The sequence below is a fragment of the Pseudoalteromonas sp. JC28 genome (assembly GCF_013319255.1).
Lineage (GTDB): Bacteria > Pseudomonadota > Gammaproteobacteria > Enterobacterales > Alteromonadaceae > Pseudoalteromonas.
This window is the reverse complement of record NZ_QOKX01000009.1, coordinates 136,750-152,606: the sequence shown is the minus strand read 5'-3', so window position 1 is coordinate 152,606 and position 15,857 is coordinate 136,750. Positions and strand designations below refer to the sequence as shown.

Annotated in this window: 15 protein-coding genes; 2 read left to right on the top strand and 13 right to left on the bottom strand. The window is 42.9% G+C overall.

Annotated elements, in window-relative coordinates; translation table 11 throughout:
• Positions 1-13: 13 nt before the first annotated feature.
• From DS891_RS19755 to DS891_RS19700, 12 genes are all read right to left on the bottom strand, one after another.
• Complete coding sequence (locus tag DS891_RS19755) at positions 14-1,270, bottom strand: efflux RND transporter periplasmic adaptor subunit (protein WP_174170710.1); 1,257 nt, start codon at positions 1,268-1,270, stop codon at positions 14-16.
• Positions 1,271-1,670: 400 nt separating this feature from the next.
• Positions 1,671-3,068, bottom strand: a complete 1,398-nt coding sequence (locus DS891_RS19750) for an ATP-binding protein (protein ID WP_174170709.1) — start codon at positions 3,066-3,068, stop codon at positions 1,671-1,673.
• A gap of 181 nt (positions 3,069-3,249) precedes the next feature.
• Positions 3,250-3,828 carry a thymidine kinase gene (locus tag DS891_RS19745; RefSeq protein WP_010607517.1) on the bottom strand — a complete coding sequence of 193 codons (579 nt, stop codon included), beginning with the start codon at positions 3,826-3,828 and terminating at the stop codon, positions 3,250-3,252.
• Positions 3,829-3,884: 56 nt separating this feature from the next.
• Positions 3,885-4,610: a transporter substrate-binding domain-containing protein gene (locus DS891_RS19740; RefSeq protein ID WP_227387831.1), complete on the bottom strand. Its 726-nt coding sequence runs from the start codon at positions 4,608-4,610 to the stop codon at positions 3,885-3,887.
• Between the two features lie 104 nt (positions 4,611-4,714).
• On the bottom strand, positions 4,715-5,176 hold the full coding sequence (locus DS891_RS19735; protein ID WP_174170708.1) for a methylated-DNA--[protein]-cysteine S-methyltransferase: 462 nt from the start codon (positions 5,174-5,176) through the stop codon (positions 4,715-4,717).
• Positions 5,173-6,531, bottom strand: coding sequence for an AlkA N-terminal domain-containing protein (locus tag DS891_RS19730; RefSeq protein ID WP_174170707.1), 1,359 nt, complete (start codon positions 6,529-6,531; stop codon positions 5,173-5,175). Before DS891_RS19730 ends, DS891_RS19735 begins: the two co-directional genes overlap by 4 nt.
• 334 nt (positions 6,532-6,865) lie before the next feature.
• The gene (locus DS891_RS19725; protein WP_174170706.1) at positions 6,866-7,477 is read right to left on the bottom strand and encodes a superoxide dismutase; all 612 of its coding nucleotides are present in this window, start codon (positions 7,475-7,477) and stop codon (positions 6,866-6,868) included.
• 14 nt (positions 7,478-7,491) lie between these two features.
• Positions 7,492-8,010 carry a hypothetical protein gene (locus DS891_RS19720; protein ID WP_010607512.1) on the bottom strand — a complete coding sequence of 173 codons (519 nt, stop codon included), beginning with the start codon at positions 8,008-8,010 and terminating at the stop codon, positions 7,492-7,494.
• Between the two features lie 107 nt (positions 8,011-8,117).
• Positions 8,118-9,002: a cation diffusion facilitator family transporter gene (locus DS891_RS19715; protein ID WP_174170705.1), complete on the bottom strand. Its 885-nt coding sequence runs from the start codon at positions 9,000-9,002 to the stop codon at positions 8,118-8,120.
• A 57-nt stretch (positions 9,003-9,059) separates the two neighbouring features.
• The gene (locus tag DS891_RS19710) at positions 9,060-12,188 is read right to left on the bottom strand and encodes an efflux RND transporter permease subunit (RefSeq protein ID WP_174170704.1); all 3,129 of its coding nucleotides are present in this window, start codon (positions 12,186-12,188) and stop codon (positions 9,060-9,062) included.
• Positions 12,189-12,201: 13 nt separating this feature from the next.
• Positions 12,202-13,311: an efflux RND transporter periplasmic adaptor subunit gene (locus tag DS891_RS19705; RefSeq protein WP_174170703.1), complete on the bottom strand. Its 1,110-nt coding sequence runs from the start codon at positions 13,309-13,311 to the stop codon at positions 12,202-12,204.
• A 382-nt stretch (positions 13,312-13,693) separates the two neighbouring features.
• The gene (locus DS891_RS19700) at positions 13,694-14,020 is read right to left on the bottom strand and encodes a DUF2946 family protein (RefSeq protein ID WP_174170702.1); all 327 of its coding nucleotides are present in this window, start codon (positions 14,018-14,020) and stop codon (positions 13,694-13,696) included.
• A 272-nt stretch (positions 14,021-14,292) separates the two neighbouring features.
• On the opposite strand from DS891_RS19700, the gene bfr (DS891_RS19695) reads away from it, so the two are divergent.
• Together bfr (DS891_RS19695) and bfr (DS891_RS19690) are read left to right on the top strand one after the other, a co-directional pair.
• Positions 14,293-14,760: a bacterioferritin gene (bfr, locus tag DS891_RS19695; protein WP_010607507.1), complete on the top strand. Its 468-nt coding sequence runs from the start codon at positions 14,293-14,295 to the stop codon at positions 14,758-14,760.
• A gap of 17 nt (positions 14,761-14,777) precedes the next feature.
• Positions 14,778-15,242: a bacterioferritin gene (gene bfr / locus DS891_RS19690; protein ID WP_010375235.1), complete on the top strand. Its 465-nt coding sequence runs from the start codon at positions 14,778-14,780 to the stop codon at positions 15,240-15,242.
• A 32-nt stretch (positions 15,243-15,274) separates the two neighbouring features.
• On the opposite strand, the gene DS891_RS19685 is transcribed toward bfr (DS891_RS19690), so the two are convergent.
• Positions 15,275-15,469 carry a (2Fe-2S)-binding protein gene (locus DS891_RS19685; protein WP_010607506.1) on the bottom strand — a complete coding sequence of 65 codons (195 nt, stop codon included), beginning with the start codon at positions 15,467-15,469 and terminating at the stop codon, positions 15,275-15,277.
• Positions 15,470-15,857: the final 388 nt, after the last annotated feature.

The window sequence follows — 15,857 nt, the reverse complement described above, 5'->3', positions numbered from 1 at the left end:
ATTATTTTCCTTCTTATCTTAATAAGATGCTGGGCGCACGTTCGAATGCGTCGTAACTACTGATGATGATTTGATCGCCTTGCTTTAAGCCATTAAGCACTTCAACTTCACTGATGCTTGAGGTACCGGTAGTGATCTCAATTCGCTCAGCGATATCACCACTTAGTTTGTAAGCGATGTGCCCACCTTCACTCATAAAAGCACCACGTTTAACCATTAAGGTGTTTTCTTTGTGTTCTAGTAAAATTCGAGCAGACAAACGTTGATTTTGTCTAATGCCATCAATGTTTTCGTCCGAAAAACGTACTCGAGTGGTGACTTCACGGTTATTTACTTCTGGAGAAATCGCAGATAACACGCCAGAAATATTTTGGTTGCCAATCCTGAGCTCGACGGCCATCCCGAGCCCAAGCTCTGCCGCATAACTTTCAGGTACTTGAAGCTCGGCTTCATAAGCACTTAAGTCAACGAGTTTCATCAACCCCTGATTGGCATTAACCAGCGCATTTTGATCGACTAATAAATTACCGACTATGCCTGAAACCGGCGCAATCACATCTAAGCTTGCAACTTGACGTTTTAATTCTTCAACGATTAAACGTTGCCGCTCAAGCTGATTCTCAACAGATTTAAGTTCAAAGGCCAAGGTATCTTTGCCTAGCGCAACTTCTTGCTCTGCATGATTGAAGTTTAATTTTGCCCGCGCTAGGTCGTCTTGCGCTTCTTCTAAATCAATTTGGCTGATGAGGTTCTTTTGGATAGACAACTGAGCACGTCGGTCTTCTCTATCTGCCGCTAATAGTTCGACGCGAGCGAGATTTAAGGAGCGATTTAACGCCAAGTTTTGACGTCTAACATCTAACTTTTTCCCTTCAAGCTCACCACTCAGTCTTTGCAGCTCCGCTTCTTCTTGTTGGAGCTGGTTGGTTAAAGTTGGACTTTTAACCGTGGCTAGTACTTCACCTTGAGTCACGCTATCACCCGCTTTGACCTGTAAAGAGACATAACCCTGCTCCGGACTATAAATTTGTGGTGCATTTGCAGCAACGACAAAACCTGTGGCGGCAATATCGCGGGTAAACTCACCGAAAGTCACGGCTGCAATTTGCACTCTATCTTTGGCCACGGAGCTACTAGCATTTGGCCCACCAAACACGACCTGTGCGGTAAGTGCTGCAATAATTACAACACCCGCTATTACAAGACCAAGCTTCTTTTTGGATTTACTAGTTTGGAGCACTTCATCTTGTCCGCTTGTGTCTTTAATCATAATGATTCTCCTCGAATTAACGAGTMAAATACCGCCACAACCGTTGCTACAGCCAACATCATCAAGGGTGAAATTAAAAAAGCAGTACTTAACCACATAACGTATCTTCTTTATTAGTTTGTATGCAGAAAGTGAGGCGAACTTCATGCCAAAACTTAAGGTGTTGATATTATAGATTTATTTTATTTTGGAAGAGGATAAAATGTGTCCGCGGACGGAAAAAGTGTCCGCAGCGGACACTTCTTCACCTAAAGTTATAGCGCTATAGGTGTCAGTCGCCACATTTCTGCATCTTAATATATCGACTGAAGAGATAACTTGAGGATTGGATAGATAGCAAACTAACTGATTTCTTTAAGTTCAGATTTAATAATTGGAGAGTGCATTAACCAGAGTTGAATCAAATTAGTGGCAAATTTATAGTCGCTCTGGTGCCTTTACCGATAGTAGATTTTATGATCAGTTCACCACCGTGAGATTTAATGATATTAGATGCAATCGTTAACCCAAGTCCTACGTGTTTTTCTGAGGCTTTAGTGGTATAAAACGGATCAAATACTTTATGCACCAACTTATCCGCAATCCCTTCACCACAATCGAAGATATCGATAGAGAGTGTTTTACTCTCAACTTTCGTGGTGATTTTAATGGCCTTGCGCATTCTACCGGTACTTTCTAAGGCGTTCTTTATGAGGCAATAAATACCGTGTTCTAGAAGTGCAGGGGCACAGTGCAATTCAAACCGTTCTCCTTTTTCAAATTCAATCAGGCTCAAGTTTGTACCATCCAACTCCAAATTAATCATCACAGAGTCCATAATTTGAGAATAGAATTCTACTTGCTGAAACTGGGTTTGATTGCTTTCAAAAAACACACTCAGCTCTTTAACAATCAATTGAATTCTGTCGAGTCCCGAGTGCATTTCTGCCATCACATCATCACTTTCACTCAAGGCCCAGTTTAGTTGATACTCTTTTTCCAATTCACTCAGCGATTTTGCACATTCAGGAGAGAGTTGCGAATTATTTGCCAAAAATTGCCAAGCTCGATACAACTTAACCAACGAACTTTGTACAAACTCTAAGTTACTTTTTAAGTACGCAAGCGGATTATTAATTTCATGGGCGACACCTGCAGCAAACTGCCCTACCGATGCGAGCTTTTCTGATTGGATCAAGGCTTGCTGCTGCTCAGCAATACGGTTATATGCCTCTCTTAAGGCATCATTTGACGATTCAAGTTCATGAGTGCGCTGCTTGACCTTTTCTTCCAATCCTTCGTTAAGTTTGGTTAGTTCATCGGTCAACAACTCAAGTCGATTTAAATCTCGGTAAGAGCGTAGCGAGCTGGTTAACATAGTGAAAAGACGAGATTTTGTGAGGTCAGTTTTATTTTTATAGTCATTAATATCATAGCGTAGCATGACTTCATGTTCCGGCACACTGCCGGGCTGGCCAGTGCGCAGTACTATTCTTACGTTATGATAGCCAAGTTCTTCACGTATGTATTGCGCACATTCTAAGCCCGCTTCTTCACTTTCCATGATGACGTCGAGTAAAATTAATGCAACGTCATCTCGATTGCTTAAGATATCAATCGCTTCTTTTTTGCTATAGGCATGAAGCAACTCAAGCGGTTTTAATTCAAACCGATAAGCCGTTAACACAAGTTTAGTCACATCGTGAACTTCAGGTTCATCATCGACAATCAACACCACCCAAGGAGATGCAGACTCGTCTAGGTTTTGTTCATCAGGCTCTGAAACGTTTAAGAATGATAATGGCTGCTGCTGACTCATTAAAATGACACCCTTACTCCTATTTCTTTAGGATGGTACAAATCCACAGGTTTACCAAATTATTCGAACCAGAAAATAGTATAAATTTAGCGTTATGGTAGGAAAAAATACTGAGTGACGATAGAACGGGATCTGTACTGTTAAGAAGCCACTCTTCGCAGTACATCAGGTTTAAATATACTTATGCGTTTAGCGCATCCTTATAGTGTTTTCTACAAAGAGAAACATACCTATCGTTACCACCAATCACAACTTGATCACCATCCGCAATGGCCTTGCCATGCTCATCGGTGCGAAGCACTCGGTTTGCTTTACGACCACAGTGACAGATGGTTTTTAGCTCAATCAATTTATCTGCCCACGCCAGTAAATATTGTGAGCCCTCAAACAGCTCACCACGAAAGTCAGTTCTCAGACCATAGCATAATACCGGGATCCGCAGCTCATCGACGATATCCGTCAGCTCTGCGACTTGAGCTTTTGTTAGAAACTGGCACTCATCTACCAATACGCAGTCAATTTTACTCTCGGTGTGGGCAGACATCAGCAGTGCTTTCACATCTGTTTGGCTTTCAAAAACTTGCGCCTCAGCTTCTAAGCCGATACGCGACGCTACTTTGCCCACACCAGCACGGTTATCAATTGCAGCAGTGATAATAAACGGGCGCATGCCTCGCTCTCGGTAGTTAAATGCCGACTGCAATAAAGTTGTAGATTTACCGGCATTCATTGCCGAATAGTAAAAATAAAGCTGGGCCATAATAGATATTTCGAAATAAAAATTCGCGCTAGTTTACTGGCTAACGATTAAAAGATCTATTGCTTATCCATTTGGCTGGGTTGTGAACGCAAATACTCACTATATAAGGTGTCGAGGTTAATAAGCTGACTTGCACGCCACACTTTCCAGCTTAATTCAGGGTGCTGCTGATAAAACTGCTCAGAAAATGCCATAAAACCAAACGACGTTTCTATCGGTGGAAAAACCGCTTCCAAGTGGTTAAAGGGAGGCGATAATGTGATTGGCATATTACCGATTTGGCAAAGGCCAATGGTCGCATCTAGTAATTCATTTTCAACCAGTGCAATAGCATGCTCCAACGAGTCGGTTTCGAATATGGAAAAATGCTTGGGCATACTTTCTCGAATAGCATACCCACGAGGTACTGCGAGTTCTATTTCTTTGCTCAGATTTAATGTTGCTTTGTTAGTTTTGCTTTTGAGTAAACAAGTGCTGATCCGATTAATTGCATATTGCTGTGCAATAGTGCCATCGGGATTCTTTGGATACGCCATTTGCTCTTCTCTGGATGCTCGGTGACTTGCCACCACAGCATCAACTTTGCCATTTTCCAGCTCATGCAAGCAACGGCTCCATGGCTTTCGAGTGTAAGTGAAGTTCACCTCTTTTACGTGCTCGTCAAGCTGTTGCACTATCTGGATCGTGACGCCTGGATTTGCCGATGGCACAGTTTGCCCTGCACCATGGATAAAGGGTGGAGCATGTTTATCTTCATAACAAAAGCGAACCTCTGTTGCCATACAGGTCCACGAAGTAAAAACGCAAAAAGCAATAAATAGCAGTCTCAACATTCACTCCAAACATGTAGTAAATCGAAATAACAACGATTAACCACTAGTATACTCTATTTTTTAAAGCTTACTCCCTCGTGTTGCAACAACCACTCTTTCGCTTCAAGTCCACCAGCATATCCTGTTAGTTTGCCATTTGCACCAATAATGCGATGACAAGGCACTATGATACTAATTGGATTTTTGCCGTTAGCAGCGCCAACAGCACGGACAGCATTTTTGTTACCTAAGCGCTCAGCTATCCAACCATAGCTATGCGTTTCACCAAATGGTACTTGTGCCAACACCTGCCAGACTTGCTTTTGAAAGTGCGTACCATCCACATCAAGTACCACATCAAAGCGTTGGCGTTTGCCAGCAAAGTATTCTGTTAACTGTTTTTTTGCCATTTCTGTATGCCGATTTTCCCCTTGCTCATAACGCGTCTTTGGAAAAAAACCAACATATCGTAAACCATTATTGGATGCTTGTATTATCCACTCTCCAGTGGGCGAGGCTAATGTAGTTTCAATCATAATTGTTGCCATAGTTGAAAAGTTAAATAAGAACGAAAAGGAGCACACTTTTCGATATCTATTGTTTTTAAGGATTTTTCCATTGCCTTTTTGACACCCAAATCACCACCCAAGTATATGTCTGGGTGACTCAATCCGCGCATTTTTGCATAGTCGACAGTCCAAGGGCCTATCCCTTTAATCTTTAACCAGTCATCAAGTTCAACATGTTCCGAACCAACATATTGCTCAGCGAAAGCTTTAATAGCCGCTTTTCTCCGCTCAGGCATTTTGAAAAAGGCGAGATCACTATCAAATACGGCCTTAGGCTTAGGGAAGTAACGCATGCCATCTTCAGCTACCTCACCAAGTGTTTCAACCAATAAAGCAAGTAAGTTTCTCGCCGCTTGAACACTGATTTGTTGACCTAAAATAGCTCTCATTCCCGCTTCAAACTCACTCCAGATCCCAGGTAATCTGAGTCCCTCTTGTAGCGGCAAATCAGGTGCGGCTTCATGAAGGTGAGACTCAATAAAACAGGTATCCGCATCCAAATCTAACACACGCCTGATCTGCGCAATCATCGGAACTAACAAGGATAAATCGCTGAGCGCGATAACCACTTTAAAGCGATGTTTTTCAGGCTCAATAGTCGCGGTGAAGCGCCCTGTTTCCCCTTCTATCATCACGGTTCGCCCATAACCGTTTTCTGTTAACCACTCGATACCTGGCACAATTCTCATTGCTAAAAACTGCTGCATTTTATCCCAGTTGTACGGTGGTCGATAAGACAAGTAAATCGCAATGGCTGAGCCACTACCTGCGTCTCTTCTGAGTTGACTTGGTGATAACTGATACAGTTTTTGGAATGCATCATTAAAGCGTCGCAATGAATTAAACCCGGCGGCAAACGCGACTTGCGTGACAGGAAGGTCACTTTGCTGTAATAGCTGCTTAGCTAAGTCACATTGCTTATAAAGTGCATATTGTTTGGGGCTGGTGCCAAAATATTGATTGAATACTTTATTTAAATAACGGACCGAAATGCCTAACCTATCGGCTAAGTCTTCTGTCGAATGACGTATCAAGGCCCCCTCGTCGATTAACTTTTTGGCTCTGACTGCGGTTGTTTCCGTGCCAAGCCATGCATAACTACCCGGTGCGCTGTCAGGGCGGCAGCGAATACAAGGTCTAAAGCCAGCTTGCGCTGCATTGTGGGCAAATTGAAAATACTCAACATTTTTTTCTTTTGCAGCAGGTGCTGGACATATTGGCCGACAATAAATGCCGGTGCTCTTTACCGCAACAAAAAACAACCCATCAAATCTAGCATCGCGACTATTTCTAGCTTGAGAACAAACTTCTGGTGTATACATGACTTTCGCTCGTACTTCGTTTTCACTCAGTCTAATAGCTATCACTATAGCAAACTAGCCATTTTTGGTACTCAACCATATTTGGAGTATTCATGAAAAAAGCCCGCTAGGGGCTTTCTAACCTGAGCTTCGGATAACTAATGCCTTTCTAGCAGCCAGTTTTAGCGCTAACTGCGTTGAATTCACTTCCAATAGCCCGCTATTAATGCGTAAATTCGCCTTGTTATCCCTAAAACTCTCTGGCTAGACAGAAAGTCATTCAAGATAAATTTTAAAACTATATGTTAGCTCATTACTTACCCAAACCTCAGGTTAAATAACTGAGGAAAAAGTACTAACCTATTGCTTGATTATATCTGCGCTCGACTTCAGACCAATTAATGACGTTGTAAAAAGCCGCGATGTATTCTGGTCGACGATTCTGATATTTGAGGTAATAGGCATGTTCCCACACATCTAAGCCCAATATTGGGGTGTGCTGCTCCATGTAGGGACTATCTTGGTTAAGACTACTCGTCACCGCTAACTTGCCATTTTCATCTACAACTAACCATGCCCAGCCACTGCCAAATCGGCTGACAGCAGCGTTTGTAAATTCAGTTTTAAAGCTATCAAAACCGCCGAATTCACTTTCTATCGCTTGTTTTAACGGCCCATCACACAAAGGCGCAGAATTCGGAGTCATAATTTGCCAGAACAAACTATGGTTATTGTGCCCGCCGACATGTTCTTGCACTGCTTTTTGTAAGGTTTCAGGTAACGTTTTAATGTTTCTCAGCAACGTTTCGGTGTCTTTACCCTCGAACTCCGTCCCCTCTAATGCTGCGTTTGCTTTATTTATATATGTCTGATGATGCAAAGTATGATGGATCTCCATCGTTTTCGCGTCGATATGTGGTTCCAGTGCATCATATACGTACGGTAATTCAGGTAAGGTATAAGCCATTCGACCTCCAAATGTTAATGTAAAACGCGAGAATGCTGGTGCGTTACCAGCATCGCTTCGTTAATTTGATGAATAAGCTCAGGTAAATGAGGATAGCGTGTTGCAAAATGGATCAGCTCTTGTCGAGTTTTATGCAAATGATGTAAGACGGTAGGCGCAAGTTCATTGTTATATTCAAGGTAGGTTGCATGTATCTTCAGATGGATTGAGATAAGTTGCTGGCACGCTCTATTTGGTTGGTCAAGCGCAATAAAGGTATCAGCTAGATTATGTGCGGATACTACGACGGCTGGTAAACTGTGCTCTATGGCACTCATCACGACGCTGTCCTTTTGGCATAATAAAAACTCATCTAAAATACCTGTCGCGAGTGTCAATGCAACCTGATATTCATCACGGGCACGCAGAAATATTTGCGCTTGATATGCTTGATTACCAGAGAGTATTTTAGCTTGCCAAGGTGACAACACTGAAGATAACGCGCAAGCTCCGCTTGCTAAGCGATTTGCACTAAGGTCCATGCGATTTTTCATATTTTACCCTTATACCGAACTAGCTTACTTGTGCAAGCAAACCAGTATGAGCTATTGGAGCACTATATGATCACACAAACATTAATGCAAACTATTTTCATTTGTATTTATTTAATTTCTACACACTGATGTGTTACCAAAGAGTCCTCGGTTAATTCAAGTGTGGTATGCGACAATCCAAACCGCGACTGTAACCCCTCTTTCAACCGCACTAGCGTGCTTTGGTCGCTCAAGGACGTAATGACAACTTGCGCCTCTAAAATATAATCATGCTCATTGAGCTGCCAAACATGAATATGGCTTACTGTCTTAACATTCTCTTGAGTCTCAAGGTATTCCTTAACCTCTTGAATATTCAAATTATCTGGCGTCGCCTGCATGAGAATTCTAATACTACTTTTACTCAGTTCAACACCATGGTAAATCACGTACGCGGAGATCAATACAGTGGCGATAAGATCCACCACATACCATTGATATAAGATGATTAATGTTCCAGCCACGATCACCGCAACGGAAGCCGCAGCATCAGAAACATTATGAATAAATGCCGCACGAATATTTAGGCTGGTTTTTGCACCTGCAGAATAAGTAATAAGTGCTGTGATAACATCGATAACTAACGCCAAGGCCGCGAGCCACACCACTATCCAGCCATCAATTGGCTCTGGATTTAAAAATCGAGAAATCGCCTCGAATAACAGATAAACCCCAACAACGATGAGTGTCGCACTATTAATTAACGCCCCAATTATTTCAGCACGTTGATAGCCATAAGTGAGTTCAAGTGAGGCCGGCTTTCTTGCAACTTTTTGCGCGACTAACGCGATAATAAGCGCACCGGCGTCACTTAAATTATGTAGCGCATCAGCAACCAAAGAGAGACTACCAGAAAGAATGCCACCAACGACCTGCGCGACACTCAGTAGAATATTAACAAATACGGCCCAACCGAGCTTATTTCCATGATGGTGATGATGTGCGTGAGACATACTAAATCCTATTTATTGATCCGAAGAAGGAGCCACTTTCAATGGCCCCCACGGGCATTACGAATTTTTAATTTGCTTTGAGAATAGTGGATAAAGTGCTGGCAATACAAACAAAGTCAGCAAGGTTGACGTTAATAATCCACCAACAATTACACTGGCAAGCGGCCTTTGAATTTCAGCGCCCACTCCTGTCGATAGCAGCATGGGAATAAGTCCCAGCGCTGAGGTTATCGCAGTCATAAGCACGGGTCTAAGCCTTGAAACTGCTCCCTCAAAGACACCCGAATGAAGCAATTCTCCCGCAGCCAATCGCTGGTTTATGCTCTCAACCATGACCACACCATTGAGTACCGCGACACCGAATAAGGTGATAAACCCAACCGAGCTTGGGACCGAGAGATATTGTCCTGAGATATATAAAGAAAATACCCCACCAATGACCGCAAGCGGCACATTCACTAAAATAAGCGCAGCCTGAGCCATTGAACCAAATGCAAAGTAAAGCAAGAGTGCTATTAGCGCCAAAGATAACGGCACCACGATTGCCAAGCGTTTTTGTGCTCGTTGCTGGTTTTCAAATTGACCACCGATTTCAACACCATAACCTGTTGGTAAGTCAACTTTACTATCAATAGCCGTGCGAATATCACTTACTACACTGCCCATATCACGACCTTGCACATTAGCTTGGATCACCACTCGACGTTGAACGTCATCTCGTCTTACTTGCGGAGGACCAGATTGATATTCAACATTCGCAACATCAGCCAACCGGATCCACGCCCCTGAACTTGATTGTAAACGTATTTCTTCAATAGTCTGTTTGCTTTGACGGTACTTGGGTGCCAAGCGGACATAAATATCATAGCGTTCGTTACCGTTGATGACCTGCCCCGCTTTACTGCCACCAATGCCATCTTGCACTAATGCCATTACGTCTCCGACAGCTAAACCGTAGCGCGATAACGCTTGACGTTTTGGGGTGATGATCAGCTGTGACTCACCTGCTATTTGCTCAAGTTGTACACCTTCAGTCCCTTCAACTTGCACCACGGCCGCTTCAATTTCCTTGCCTTTTTTTGCAAGCACAGCTAAGTCTGGGCCAAACAACTTAATCGCCAACTGCGCTTTAACACCTGAGAGTAATTCATCGACACGCGTCGCAATAGGCTGTGAAAAATTAAACAGTAAGCCGGGATAAGCCGATAGTTTTTGTTCCATCAAAGCTTGTAATTCGTAGCGATTATTTGCGCTTTGCCACTGTGCTACTGGCGCAAGGCCAATATAGATTTCAATGTTATTTACCGGTTCAGGATCGCCCCCTATCTCCGCTCGACCAATTCTGCTTAGCGCGTAGTTTACTTCAGGAAAAGTGAGCAGCATTTTTTCCAGCTCAGGCGCAACATTAAGCGCGGTTTCAAGACTGGCGGAAGGCGCTAGCGTTACCCTTAGGTTGATGGTGCCTTCTTCAAGCTCTGGAACAAACTCGGTACCAATTTTAGTGAACGTAAAACCGGCCGCCGCCATCAATAATATGACGATTGCCATCAACAACTTTTGCCTATGCAACACTCGATTTAACGTCCAGCGGTAGCCTTTTTCTAGCGCGACGAGAATTATACTCTCTCGCGCTTTAACGCCATGTTTAAATAAGTAGGTCGCAAGCGCTGGGACAATGATAAGGGCAACAAATATCGCCGCAACAACAGCCAAAATAATACTGATTGCCATAGGCTGAAATAATTTAGCTTCAACTCCTTCAAAACTAAATAACGGGGTGAATACCACTAAGATAATACTGGCAGCAAAAAAGATTGGCCTTGCCACTTCCTTTCCTGCGAGCTCAACAATGAGTCCTACAGAAAAGTCATCACTTTCCTTTTGCTTTGTTAGGTGCTTAAAGATGTTTTCTACCATCACCACTGAGCCGTCAACTAACATCCCTATCGCGACTGCGATACCGCCTAGCGACATTAAGTTGGCCGAGACGCCAAGCCACGCCATAACCACAAGTGCAATGGCAATTGAAATAGGAATTGAAATGAGCACCAGAAAAGTTGCTCTCAGGTTCATTAAAAACAGCGCGAGCACCACAGCGATAAAAATAAATGCCAGTGCCAAGGCTTCAACGACAGTTTGTACTGCTTTGCTGATCAAATCAGACTGATCGTAAAACGGCTCAAACCTTACCCCTTCGGGTAGCGCTTTATTAATAAGTTCCACGCGGTTGTTAATGCTATCAATGGTTGCTTTGGTGTTTGCTCCCATTCGCTTTAGCACTATGCCTGTTACGACTTCACCGAGCTGTTCCACTCCACCAGAGGCGCTTTTTCTAGACATCGTGACAGCGCCTTGACGGATTTCTCCACCAATCGATACAGTAGCAACCTGAGCCACAGTCACGACCGTGCCATCAATGGTTTTGACGGGCACGTTGGCAATCTCCTGGATCCCCTTCTCCCCACTTTGAAACCAGCCAGTTCCGCGGATCACCAATTGCTCTTGACCGCGCTCTAAATACCAGCCGCCGACATTTTGGTTATTACGCTCGATGGCACTCACCACATCTTGCTGAGTGAGCGCATAAGCCAATAGCTTATTTGGGTCGATATTGACTTGATACTGGCGCACATCGCCGCCAAAGGCCAATACATCAGTTACTCCGTCAATTGGCATAATTAACAGCTTGACCACCCAGTCATTGAGACTACGCAAGGCCATTGCATCATATTCAGAGTTCGGCTCGCTCATCAGCATATATTGAAATACTTGACCAAGCCCTGAGGTATTTGGCCCCATTTCCGGCGTACCCACACCACTTGGGATCAACTCCTTTGCAGCTTGGAGGCGCTCAAATACCAACTGTCTGGCAAAATAGATATCGGTGCCTTCCTTAAATACCACCGTAACGCCAGATAGACCTGTTTTAGAAATTGAACGCACTTGCTGCACATCAGGCAAGGCATACATCACAGCCTCAATTGGATAAGTGATTAACTGCTCAACCTCTTCCGCTGCCAGTCCCGGCGCTTCAGTATTCACCGCAACCTGCACATTCGTTACATCGGGAAACGCATCTAAGTTGAGTTTTGGAATAGTCACGCTAGCAGTTGCCGTGATAACGAGTAAAAAAAGAATAATTAGAAGCCGATTGTTTACAGACCAATCGATAATTCGATTAAACATGATGAGGCTCCCCTTAATGGTTATGCGGATCGAAGCCTGATTTGGCTTGCTCTGACGCAATAAAGAACGCCCCGGTTACGGCCACGCGCTCACCCACAGCCAAACCGATAACTTCAACCTGAGCGCCAAAATCTTCACCTAAAGTCACTTCTTTGGGATGGAACTCGCCGGGCGCTTCTTCGATGTACACCACCCAATCACCGTCAGGACCACGACTTAACGCGTCTGCAGGTAACGCAATGGTTGGCTCTTTTGACGGTATGATAAAGTTGACGTTTACAAACATCCCTGCGTGCAGCTTGTCGTCACTATTTTCAACCAATAGGCGGATCTGCCTAGTTCGAGTAATGGGATCGATAGTATGCGCTTCTTGGATAACGCGAGCCGCATATTGCTGATCTTCTATGCCAATCAATGCTTTAGAGTTAACCGCTAACGAAAGTTGAGAGTTCGGTTGTAAACGGGCTTCCACCCATAGCTCGCTTTCATCAGTGATTGCCATTAAAGTTGTGCCAGAAGCAACATGCTGGCCCTGAGTAAAGGCATCTTGAGTCACCACCCCCTCGCGCTCAGCAACGAGCGTATATTGGCCAAGTTCACTGGCGGGCTTAGTGGCTATTTCTTTGATCTCCTTTTCTGTTACTCCAAGTGCCAACAACTTTGAATAAGCCGAACTAAAATCGGCACTTGCTTGAACGCGTTCACGCTCACTGATGGTTTCTTTGCTTAAGCGTTTAACTCTATCCCACTCTGTTGAAGCGACCAAATATTGCGCTTGGGCCTGCGCCATTGCCTCTGAGAATAAGGTGATAAGTGGGTCGTTAACATTAACCATAGAGCCAAGTGTAGTGTGTCGCTTTAACACGATTGAATCGGCTCTTGGCGATACTAAATAGCTGGTATAACCATTGGCTTTTACTTCTCCAGGTGCAAAATAAAAGCGCTCATGGCTTTCCAGCTTGACTTCCTTGGTCTGAATTCCGGCAAAACGCATCTGCTGTTGCGTTAGTACGATGGCATTTTCTTCCTCTTCATGTTCTTCATGACCGTCGTCGGCATATGCAAGCGAGCTAAAAAGCGCGTTCACCGCGAAATAGATGGAGAAAATTTTAAAGTTTGTCATTCGATACTCTTTTACTCAAGAACGTAAGTTGACGTTCAAAACCGTTAGCTTGTTTAACGAATTGCACCAAGCATTGCTGTTACAGTGCCAATTTGCGAACAAGAATGCACTTCTCAAGCAGACGTGATTTACCTGTAATCACGTCATCAGCTAAGAAGGAGTAATACCAATCAGGGTTAAAGTAGCTCATTTACTTAATACAATTGGTATAAACGGAGTGGGCAATATCACTGAAAGCAAAACACATAAGCATAGAAAACAGGTCTAGTTGTTTGCTCACTAACACGAATTTGCGCTAAGTTGGGTTTATCAATTTACGCATTAACCTAAACACAGGTTAGTGAAGTTAAATTGAGTTCACGCCTTCAATGATAACCGCGACTTAAGCGATCGGTGGACGATGTGCTTGCTCTACAAAAGCACGCACTTTAGTATCTGATTGAGGATAAATTTCGCTATTTGGTCGCATTTCAAAGGGGATAAAAGATTTTAAAATCACTAAATTCAAATGCGTCCCACTGCAATGGCCACAGTGGTGGCAATCTTTTGTGTGATGGTCGCTGGAGTCTGCTTGCGCATCTTCAGCATGGTCGTGAGTATGTTGGAGGTGAGACACTTCGATTTGATGGAAGCTAGATTCAGACGCGAACACACTCACAGCTTGCACCGAAAGTAAGAGCATCACAAAAATCAAAACTAGCTTATTCAAATCTACATTTCTCTTTAAAACAAAAGATCGTTGTCAATTTACCACCTGCACTTGTTCTGTCAATAGTAGCGCTAAGCTTTAAGTCTTATTTTTTGCTGTCATTACTGATCCTACTCAAAATGAAATAACAATAATTTGCATTGTTAGGCCAAAACATCAACTTAAATGCGAATTATAATCAATATATAACACCATGTTTTATAAAGATTTTTCATTGACACATCACATAAATCCGTTAGACTAGCCGCATATTCACAGTTTGAGGTAACAGCATGCAAGGTAAACAAAAAGTCATCGACGCATTCAATAAGCTATTAGCCAATGAGCTTGCAGCTATCGATCAATATTTCATCCATTCACGTATGTACGAAGATTGGGGGTTGAGCAAACTATACCAACGCCTTGAGCACGAACGTGAAGAAGAAACCACGCATGCAGATTGGTTGATCAAACGCATTCTTTTCTTGGAAGGGGTACCTAACATGACAAAACGTCGTGATCTACTCATCGGCCAAGATGTTAAGTCCATGATGGAAAACGACCTAAAACTAGAGCTTGAAGTTGTCGAATGCGTTAAAGAAGCAATCAAAATCTGTGAAGAAGAGCAAGATTACCAATCTCGAGAAACGCTTGAAAAGCTGTTGTTTGATACAGAAGAAGATCATGTTTACTGGCTAGAGCAGCAAATTCGCCTGATTGATCTTATCGGTGCTCCGAATTATATCCAATCTCAGCTTTAATATTAAGGACTCGACAAATGAAAGGTGATAGAGAAGTAATCGTAGCGCTTAATAAAGTTTTGGCCAATGAGTTGGTAGGTATCAACCAATACTTTTTGCACGCACGTATGTTTAAAGACTTCGGTTTTAGCCAGTTAGACAAAGCGGATTATAAAGTCTCAATACAAAAAATGAAAAACGCTGACCGCCTTATCGAGCGAATTTTGTTCTTGGAAGGCCTTCCTAACTTACAAGATTTAGGTCGTTTAAAAATTGGTGAAAACAGCGCTGAGATGATTGATTGCAATATGGCATTTGAGCAAGCGTCTTTGGTCGACCTCCAAGCAGCAATTAAATTGTGTGAAGAAAAGCAAGATTACATCAGCCGTGAAGCGTTAGATAAAATCCAAAACGAGCAAGAAGAGCAAATTGACTGGCTTGAAACTCAGCAACATCTAATTAAGGTGATGGGAATAGAAAACTACTTACAGTCTCAACTATAAGTATTTAATTGAGGTTGCGTGATAATGTACTGTTACGCAACCTGATCAGTGACATCAACAATCGCAATCAGCTTTTCATTTAGAATTTTCTTCGCACAGTTACAGCACTTTCCACACTGCTTACCAACAGATAATGTCTGGCTAAGATCACGCATTGAACGAGCACCATCGTCTATCGTCTCTGCAATCTTTTTATCTGTAACACCATGGCAAATGCACACGTACATAAATGAAAACCAATCTCAAACTCATTAACTGAAAACAAGTCTAATCTAAACGATAACAATTATCAACACATACCTTAGCTATAAATGCGAATTATTTTTCTTTGTAAGCTGCAGCAAAGACTTCGTTATTCACACTTCGTAAAACGTCGTACTCAAGCCGACGTTTATTTCTATAAAATTAAGAAAAATCCAGTAAAACTGCTACGCTTAACTTAACCAGATGAGTTTCACTTTAAACATGAGAGTTTGGGTGCACTTTCACCCAAGAAGATTGTTTTGTTTGCTACAAATGACAAACCTTAAACATGTATAAATTGTTAAATATATTGCATAAAAACCAAGGTTTAAGTTGATTTCAATCTAGCATTTCCGCTAGACTTCGCGTCAC